General features: G+C 32.6%; 7 protein-coding genes and 1 pseudogene. 4 read left to right on the forward strand and 4 right to left on the reverse strand.

Annotation, left to right across the window (positions count from 1 at the left end; genetic code table 11):
• Positions 1-116: 116 nt before the first annotated feature.
• From J5G60_RS19215 to J5G60_RS13690, 4 genes and pseudogenes are all read left to right on the forward strand, one after another.
• Positions 117-632, forward strand: a pseudogene (locus tag J5G60_RS19215) (DNRLRE domain-containing protein); the annotation flags it as partial.
• A gap of 486 nt (positions 633-1,118) precedes the next feature.
• Positions 1,119-2,258 (forward strand): exosporium glycoprotein BclB-related protein, encoded by a 1,140-nt coding sequence (locus J5G60_RS19220; protein ID WP_442870525.1) that lies wholly within the window; start codon positions 1,119-1,121, stop codon positions 2,256-2,258.
• Between the two features lie 323 nt (positions 2,259-2,581).
• The gene (locus tag J5G60_RS13685) at positions 2,582-3,631 is read left to right on the forward strand and encodes a glycosyltransferase (protein ID WP_150356214.1); all 1,050 of its coding nucleotides are present in this window, start codon (positions 2,582-2,584) and stop codon (positions 3,629-3,631) included.
• A 205-nt stretch (positions 3,632-3,836) separates the two neighbouring features.
• On the forward strand, positions 3,837-4,112 hold the full coding sequence (locus tag J5G60_RS13690) for a metal-sensing transcriptional repressor (RefSeq protein ID WP_150356201.1): 276 nt from the start codon (positions 3,837-3,839) through the stop codon (positions 4,110-4,112).
• A gap of 151 nt (positions 4,113-4,263) precedes the next feature.
• Here J5G60_RS13690 and J5G60_RS13695 read toward each other — a convergent pair whose 3' ends face one another.
• The 4 genes from J5G60_RS13695 to zapA all read right to left on the reverse strand — a co-directional run bounded on the left by J5G60_RS13695 (position 4,264) and on the right by zapA (position 9,281).
• On the reverse strand, positions 4,264-6,501 hold the full coding sequence (locus J5G60_RS13695; RefSeq protein WP_150356202.1) for a methyltransferase domain-containing protein: 2,238 nt from the start codon (positions 6,499-6,501) through the stop codon (positions 4,264-4,266).
• 40 nt (positions 6,502-6,541) lie between these two features.
• Positions 6,542-7,528: a glycosyltransferase gene (locus J5G60_RS13700; RefSeq protein ID WP_150356203.1), complete on the reverse strand. Its 987-nt coding sequence runs from the start codon at positions 7,526-7,528 to the stop codon at positions 6,542-6,544.
• A complete protein-coding gene (locus J5G60_RS13705; RefSeq protein WP_150356204.1) occupies positions 7,529-8,533 on the reverse strand; it encodes a glycosyltransferase in 1,005 nt (334 codons plus the stop codon).
• A 148-nt stretch (positions 8,534-8,681) separates the two neighbouring features.
• On the reverse strand, positions 8,682-9,281 hold the full coding sequence (zapA, locus tag J5G60_RS13710) for a cell division protein ZapA (protein ID WP_150356205.1): 600 nt from the start codon (positions 9,279-9,281) through the stop codon (positions 8,682-8,684).
• Between the last annotated feature and the right edge of the window lie 88 nt (positions 9,282-9,369).

The raw sequence follows: 9,369 nt of genomic DNA on the forward strand, positions 1-9,369 counted from the left end.
AATATATATTATTTTAAAACATGTAACAAAACGCCAAAAAATTTATATATTATAATTGAAACAGTTTTAAATTATTGTACAAGAGAATAATACTCGAAAAGTGAGGAGGAAAATTTATGGCTTTTTACAAGGCTTATCCAACTGATGATGTATATATATCTCAATTCTTTCCAAATCAAAACTTCGTTTCATCATCCGTTTTGTATACAGGAGAATATGTCCAATACAATGGATGCCCAGATGATTATAGAAGCCTATTAAAATTCGATATTGCCAGCTCAATACCTTCTGGAGCCACAATAGCGAATGCAACCCTATATCTTTATGTAAATCGAAAAGAACAATCTGATTGTCAACAGCCATATCAACAGATAACTGTTTATAATAATTTAAGTGATTTTAATGAAAGTTCAGTTACCTGGAATAATGCACCTAATATTTCCATGACCCCATACACTAAAAGAATATTAGATGAGGATGTTTGCAATTATATACAAATAGATATCACAAATTTAGTCCTTAATTGGTATGAAAACACAGTTGCAAATAATGGAATAACCTTAGCTAGTTCAGAAGACATCATTAATACTATAATAGGTTACGACAGCAGCAGAGGAAATTACCCACCTTATTTACTAATAAGAGATGACTACTGCCATGATCCCTGTTATGATCCTTGTCATCCCATATGCCCACCAGTATGCCCAACTGGCGCCACAGGCCCGACAGGACCGACTGGTGCTACTGGACCAACTGGTCCTCAAGGCATACAAGGTGTTCAAGGACCTACCGGCGCTACTGGTCCTCAGGGAATTCAAGGCGTAACTGGACCAACCGGGCCTACTGGACCTCAGGGTATCCAAGGTGTAACTGGACCTACAGGATCAACCGGTCCTCAGGGTATTCAAGGAACTCAAGGGCCTACCGGCGCTACTGGTCCTCAAGGGATCCAAGGCGTAACTGGACCTACAGGATCAACCGGTCCTCAAGGCATACAAGGACCAACCGGTCCCACTGGATCTCAGGGTATCCAAGGTGTGACTGGACCTACCGGTCCTCAGGGTATCCAAGGCGTTCAGGGACCAACAGGTGCTACCGGGCCTCAAGGCGTTCAAGGTGTGACTGGACCAACCGGGCCTACTGGTCCTACTGGACCTCAAGGTATCCAAGGTGTAACTGGACCTACTGGGCCAACTGGTCCTCAGGGTATTCAAGGCGTTCAGGGACCTACCGGCACTACTGGTCCTCAGGGAATTCAAGGCGTAACTGGACCAACTGGATCAACTGGTGCTACTGGACCAACTGGTCCTCAAGGCATACAAGGTGTTCAAGGACCTACCGGCGCTACTGGTCCTCAAGGAATCCAAGGACCGACCGGTGCCACCGGGCCGCAAGGTGTTCAAGGTGTGACGGGACCTACTGGGTCAACTGGTGCTACTGGTCCTCAAGGTATTCAAGGTGTAACTGGACCTACTGGATCAACCGGTCCTCAGGGTATTCAAGGAACTCAAGGGCCGACCGGCGCTACTGGTCCTCAGGGAATTCAAGGCGTAACTGGACCAACCGGACCTCAAGGTGTTCAAGGACCTATAGGGCCAACCGGGCCTCAAGGTATTCAAGGTGTGACGGGACCTACTGGACCGACCGGGCCAACGGGACCGACCGGGCCAATGGGACCTACTGGACCTCAAGGTATTCAGGGCGTTCAGGGGCCGACCGGTGCTACTGGCGGAGGCGGTGCTATAATCCCATTTGCATCAGGTGTTCCCACTTCATTAACTACTGTTTTAGGTGGGTTATTAGGTACCGTAAGCCTAGTTGGGTTTGGCAATTCAGCTGCTGGTGTTAATATTGCAAGCAATGGTACTATTGATTTAACAGGTGCTTCGGGAACTTTGCTTAACCTGGCACTTTCTGTTCCTCGTACCGGTACTATAACTTCAATAACTGCATATTTCAGTACTACTGCATCATTGACTCTTATGGGATCAACCGTAAGCATTACCGCACAATTATACCAGTCAACTGTACCCGATAACACTTTCACCCCAGTTTCTGGTGCTGCTGTAACATTATCTCCAGCATTAACAAATATAATTTCAATTGGCTCTGTCAGCAGCGTTTCTATTTCAGGTCTGTCGATACAAGTAACTACGGGGACTCGTTTATTAATGGTATTTTCAGCAGACGTCACATCCGGTATTGATTTAGCTACAACTATTGCAGGTTATGCAAGTGCTGGCGTCAATATTGACTAGCTTAGTCCTTTAATAAATATGAGTGTTACAAAATCATTTTTAAATAATTTTGTAACACTCCTTTTTAAAATTTGTCTAAACCCAGTAATTACTTAGTTTTATATCATCAAATAATTCTTAGATCTTTGAAAAAAATTTTTTTATAAGCAGATTTGACTTCTATGAACTTAAGAATTATTTTATCCAAGTGCATATTCAAATATCAGAGTTCAAATATCAAATAATAGTAATTTTAGGATAGACTTTAAAATCAACTAAATTCAATGTTTAAATATAAGAATGGAGATGATATATTGAAACATTCCATAAGCATAAGCCTGTGTATGATAGTAAAAAATGAAAGTGTTACAATAGAACGCTGTTTGTCATCAATTAAAAATATAGTCGATGAAATTATAATAGTTGATACTGGTTCTTCTGATAATACAAAGAATATATGTAGAAAATTTACTGATAAAATATATGATTTCAAATGGATAGATGACTTTTCAGCAGCAAGAAATTTCTCTTTCAGTAAAGCAACCAAAGATTATATATTGTGGCTTGATGCAGATGATATCCTACTTTCCGATGATATAAAAAAATTTGAAGTTATGAAGAAATCCTTCGATATTTCCTTAGATTCTGTAACTATGAATTATAATGTTGGATTCGACGAATATGATAATATTACTTTGAGCTACAGACGTAATAGATTAGTCAAAGCTTCCCGAAATTTTAAATGGATAGGTTTTGTCCATGAATATCTAGAAGTATATGGTAATATATTTAATTCTGATATTAGTATAACACATAAAAAAGTAAATTATAAGCCAAATCGTAACATTGAAATATATGAAACTAAACTAAAAGAAGGAGTTCATTTTTCTTTAAGAGATATTCTCTATTACGGAAATGAGCTTTATGAGCATAAAAGATATATCGAGGCTATTCAGTATTATTCTAAATTTCTAGAATCAAATGAAGGATGGTCAGAAGATAAAATTAGAGTGTGCAATAATATATGTGATTACTATTTATCAATAAATAAACCTGAAGAATCTAGAAAGTATATATTCAAAAGCTTTGAATACGGTAATCCTAGAGCCGAAGGATGCTGTAGAATTGGATTTTCATTTCTAAATGAAAACAAACTATATCAGGCTATATTCTGGTATGAAACAGCTTTGAAATTAGAAAAGCCTAAGAACAGTCTAGGGTTTTTTAATGAAGCTTGCTGGACCTGGCTCCCTCATCTTCAACTGTGTGTCTGCTACGATAAACTCGGTAATCACAAATTAGCTTACTATCATAATGAAATGGCCAGTAAATTCAGACCTAATGACAAGCATATACTTTTTAACAAAAAATATTTTCAGAATATGAATATATAATTTATCTCTTTTTCAAAGTTAAATAAAAAATAACATGTCAAAAATATCCTCTTTCAGCGATATTCTTGACATGTACATAATTAATTACTATATTGTAATAAAGGCATAAAAACAGATTCGTTGGCCTTTATATTTGTGCTAAACAATTTCATTTTACAAAGTTGATCTTAATATAAAAATATAAATTAGAAAAGAGGATACTGTTATGAAACAGTGCATGGATTCTGACAATTTACATAGACGTATTAAAAAAATCATAGGACAGATAAATGCTATTGATAAAATGATTGATGAAGATATTCCCTGTGAAGATATTTTAATACAGATCAATGCAGCTAAAAGTGCAATGCACAAAGTGGGGCAAATAGTTTTGGAAGGTCATTTAAACCACTGCGTCAGGGATGGAATTCAACATGGAGATGCTGAGAAAACCATATCACAATTTGCAAAAGCATTAGAACATTTTTGCAGGATGTCCTAAAATATCTTAAACTGTCTATATAAACTCGTGCAGCTTTTTTATTGACAAGAATATAAGCATGACATTAAATTTTACTGCTGTAACTTTGGTTATATAATGATGGGTTTTCAGCAATAGCTGAAAACCCATTTGAATTTTAATATTTTTGACTTCAGTTTCTACTTTTGACTCCCCACACCAAATAAATTTTATTATTTTCTCCCATATTAAAAACATAAATATCGTGAATATTTACAATAGAATTATATCTTTTTAAAATATCAATTTTGGAATTGAACCATCTAACATGACCTTCAGAATAAAAATTAGGTACAGAAAATATAATATTCGAGCCACCTTTAATTCTACCTATTAACTTCAGATCTCCATTCAAATGCTCCAAGACTTCAAACAAAACAACCGTGTTATACTCATCGTCCATTATGTCGGATGTATAGGCATTGTCCACTTTAAACAAATTCCTGTATTTATCATTTCTTATTTTAGCTATTCTAATTGCCCTTTCACTGAAATCTATCCCCCTGTAACTGGTTATACCATTATCAAATACAAAATTGGCAAATTGACCGACTCCACAGCCTATATCTAGGATACTAATACTATCTATACCTTTAATAATTTCTATGCTCTTACTCCAAACAGGAAAATAATGAGTTTCACTATAATGCTTTAAATAGGTTTCATTCCATCCGCCGCTTTTGTATACAGTATTATAAAACTGGCTCTGCTTTTCCTTAAAATCAAAATCATCCCCGTGAAAATTAGAAATTACCCCATCAAATACATTGGCCAGGCTTTCCGTGAGGTGTTTTCTTTCATACTTTTCAATTTCACTATTTATTTCAAAATGGTCTTTATAATTATTTTCCCAATTTTTATAGACTTTCAATGTATGATCTTTTATGCCATCTACATCATCTATTTCAAAATTTTTGCCCCTATGTGTTTTAAGGATCAATTTTTCCACTAAGCTGCCCTTAGGTGACAGAGATATAACTTGTCTACATAATCTCAAATACTCAAAAATCTTGCCTGTATACACGGATTTTACCCTCACATCACTTCCAATTATCAGCAAGAGCAAATCCGCCCTGCTGGCATTTCTCAAGCTATCTACATGAGTCATGTAACTTTTTACTTCTATAACTTTATATATATCCAATTTAATAATTTTATCTAAAATATCTTCTTCAATTTTCCCGACAAATTCTATACTTATTTTTTTTCTATGAATTTTTTTCTCCTGTATTAATTGATTTACAGCAATTATAAAGTAATATGGATTTATTTCAAGATAAAGAGAGCCATTAAAAATTACTGTAAATTTGTCATTTCTATTTTTATTTTCTCTTATGCTCTTAAAATCATCTTCATCATACCCATTGGTAATGGTTTTTACCTTGCTTTCAGCTAAATTGAATTCATTTATATAATTTCCCCTTGATATTTCACTTACAGTTAATATCTTATCTGAACATCTCAATATATTATTTTCCATCTTTCTCTGCATTTTATATAATATAGATTGCTTATCTAAATCAAAATAAGGATTATTTGTCCATTCATCTCTAAAATCAGCTATCCAAGGTTTTTTATACTTTTCTTTTAAATAATATCCTATTATATGATCAGAATAAGGTCCAGAAGTCGAATAAACCAAATCTATATCATCAAAATCAATAATATCTCCTATTTTATCCATAACCTCAACAGCCCAGGTAACATTTATATCAGTAACAAAAATTAGATTTTTAAAATTATTTTGTAGTTTCAATAACTCTATTTCATACTGCCTTGTCAAATAATCGTCCTTTACGATTCCTCCATATAAATCAACAAAATCCTTATAATATTTATTATCTATATCTGTTTCCTCTATTCTGATAACTTGGATATCTTTTGGAATTTCACAAAGCAGAGTATGATCTTCAGGTGTAAATTTCCAATTCAAAACCGTAACAATTACCGGCTCATAATTAAATTCTCTCAAATACTTCACAAATTTTAAAGTTCTTTGAACTCCTGATCCTCCTATTGGGGGAAATATATATGCAATAATTAAAACTTTTTTCCTTCTATTATATTTCTTTATTTTTTCTATATCTTCACATCTGGAAATCTTATATTTAACCATTTCCATCATCTTATCCCTGGAAATACAACTTATTTTTTTGTACAAGACATATGCATTTATATATTCATTTTGAATTTCATATAAATTGGCCAAAACATATAGCAAATTCACATTTAGCGGATCAACCTTCAGTCCTTCATAGAGCATATTACAGACTTCATCTAAATTACTTCCTTCTATAAGAATTTTTAATTTGTCTTTTAGCTCTTTTCTATGGACTGTCAATTTAGTTTTATCATTAAAATTTTTATTCATATTCTCACCTTTTATAATCTGTAAATAATTTTAAACAGCACTACAATATACCATTTAATTTTAATTTTTCAATTATAATGGACATTCTTTTATCCCAGCTGTTATCTAATGCAAATTTTCTTCTTAAAATAGATAAACTCTTTTTGTCTTCGTGAATTGATTTTGTTATATTTTCCATAAAATCCTGCTTATCCTTTGATATATAACAGTTACTTTTCATTTTCACAACTTCTTCTATAGCGGTGCTGACTACCGGTTTCCCCAAAGACATATATTCGTATAATTTTATGGGATTACAGCAATTCGTCATTTCATTTACCTTAAATGGTATGATACAACAATTAAAATTATTAATATAGCAGGGAAGTTCTGTATATCTTTTTTCTCCCAAAAAATATACATTACTGTTTAGATTTATATCTACCTTACCGCATCTAGATCCTACAAACACAAAATCATAGCTACTGTTTGATATATACTTCACCAGATCCCAATCTATCCATGGAGCTATAGCTCCTACATATCCCACAACTTTTCTATTTTTAGGAATATCTTTCGGAATTATATTTTTATTTAAAGAAAATTTACCTGCATCCACTCCATTCTTAACTATATAGACCCTATTGTGCCTTAAAAAAAACTTTTCATAAAGCCTGTCTGATGTTACAAATACTATATCTGCTGCACTTAACATGTCTTCTACATATTGATTCCAAATTTTAAATTCATGAGAACTGTCGTCTACTACATCATATACTATATAATCATGATCTATATTATTTATTCTGACTATTTGTGCTGGAGAAGAGCACCATAATATTATAGGTCTGCTCAATTTTTTAATTTCAATTTTATAATTTGCTCCAACTTCATATAAATTTCTGTTTATTTTTATAAAATATTCCCCATTTACATTATCTATATAATACACGGTATATCCCATCTCACTTAATTTTCTCATTATCTGTTGAGGCCTCTGGTACATTCTATTATAAGCCACTGTAGGCATTTGAATAAAAGTAGCCAATTATGATCCCCCTATTCTATACTGATTTAGAATATGTCTATAACTTTCAAATAATGGGTTTATACATTTTTTCCAGTTGTAATTTTTAATTATATGATCCTTTAGGTCTTTATGGTTTTTTATTTCAATGCACGTACTTATAGCAGTTTTTATACTGTATTCATTATAAGGACTGCAGTAAATACACATATCTTTAAAATATTCCCTTGTACTTCCCTCTGCAGTTGAAACTATATTGCAGCCACTGGCAGCTGCTTCTAAAGACGATAAACCTGGTGTTTCTACGAAACTTGGCATTACATGAATTTTTGCATTTCTATAAGCATTATATAAATTATAATCATCCATAAATCCCAGATATCTTACATTATCATAGGACATACATTTGTTAAAATAATCTATATCATTTATACTTCCTATAAGCACTAATTGCAGCCCCAATTCACTGCATACTCTACTTAAGGCAAGTTGATTCTTTCTGCTGCATACCCTTGCCACACAAAGTACATAATCTTTCAGCCCATATGTTTCCTTAAAATTGTATAAAGCTCTATGTTCTACTTCCACACCATTATAAATTACCTTGTAGGGGACATTTATATGAAAATCATTTTGTATTTGAATATTCTCTAATTCACTGTTAGGATATATTAATCTACACCCTCTCAATATTTCTTTCCTGCACATATTCAGTTTATCCCACAACAACAAATTTTTATTATCTCTCACATAATTATAGTATCTCTTTAAGTTCCAATATATAGGCGATAATACTATAGCTTTTTTGTATTCTTTAGCTTTTTTGTAATATTTATAGGTCTCTTCAACTCTAGTCAAATTAAACAGATGTATTATATCATAGGGAGAATAATCCTGTACCAATCCTGTATTTATATCTACCTTCACTTTTTTCTCTCTTAAATATTGAGCTGTTTTCACAAGCTGCATTGAATCTCCTGCAAAATTTTTAAAGCAGTCTCCCCTTATACAAAATAAAACCCTCATAATAAATCCTCCAGACAATAGCAAAAAAGTTCTCTCCCAACTCATTATATGCACATATTTAAATTTAGTTATTAATTAAGTGATCCCTGGATATGTCGAAATTTTATTCATAAAAAAATTCGAACTAACATCATCATCAGTTCGAATTTCATCTTGATCCTCTATTTAAAAGAGGATTTTTCTGCTTTTTTTCTTTTGCCAAATTTATTTGGTTTTCTATCAATTTATGTTGAAGATCTATTATCTTATATTTTCCGGATTGAACTTGAAATTTTAATTCTTTATTTTCTTCTATAATCTTTGTGTTTTCCTTTATATATTTCTGAGTTGTTTCCTTTATAATTTCTATTTCCTCTTTAAGCTTTTCAATTTGCTTATCTTTCTCCTTTAATTGATCATCACTTTCAGCTTTTTTCAATTTTTCTTTAAATTCTCCATTGAGTTCTTCTGTATATTTAAGCTGTTTTTTTAAAGAATTAATCTGATCCTCATAAACCTTTTCAACTTTTTTTAATTCTCTTACCTGCTTTGACAATTCATCATTATTATTCTGCACCTTTAGCATATCATCTGCCACATTAAGTGCAGACAAAATAGCCGCTGAGGAAGTGCTTAATTTACTATTATTTTCTAATATATTTTTTACCTTTTTATCTACATAACTGGCTACCTTATGTAGATACTCTTCCTGCTCGTCACCTTTTAAATTGTATTCAATTCCATTTATAAACACTGTCACTACGTTCATTCAAACACCCTCTCAGATATCCATCCTGTTTTCACAATTCCCTATAAGAATATTTTATCACAAATACTGTATATATTAAATATTATAT

The sequence above is a fragment of the Clostridium sp. HV4-5-A1G genome (assembly GCF_900184915.1).
Taxonomy (GTDB): Bacteria; Bacillota; Clostridia; order Clostridiales; family Clostridiaceae; genus Clostridium_B; species Clostridium_B aromativorans.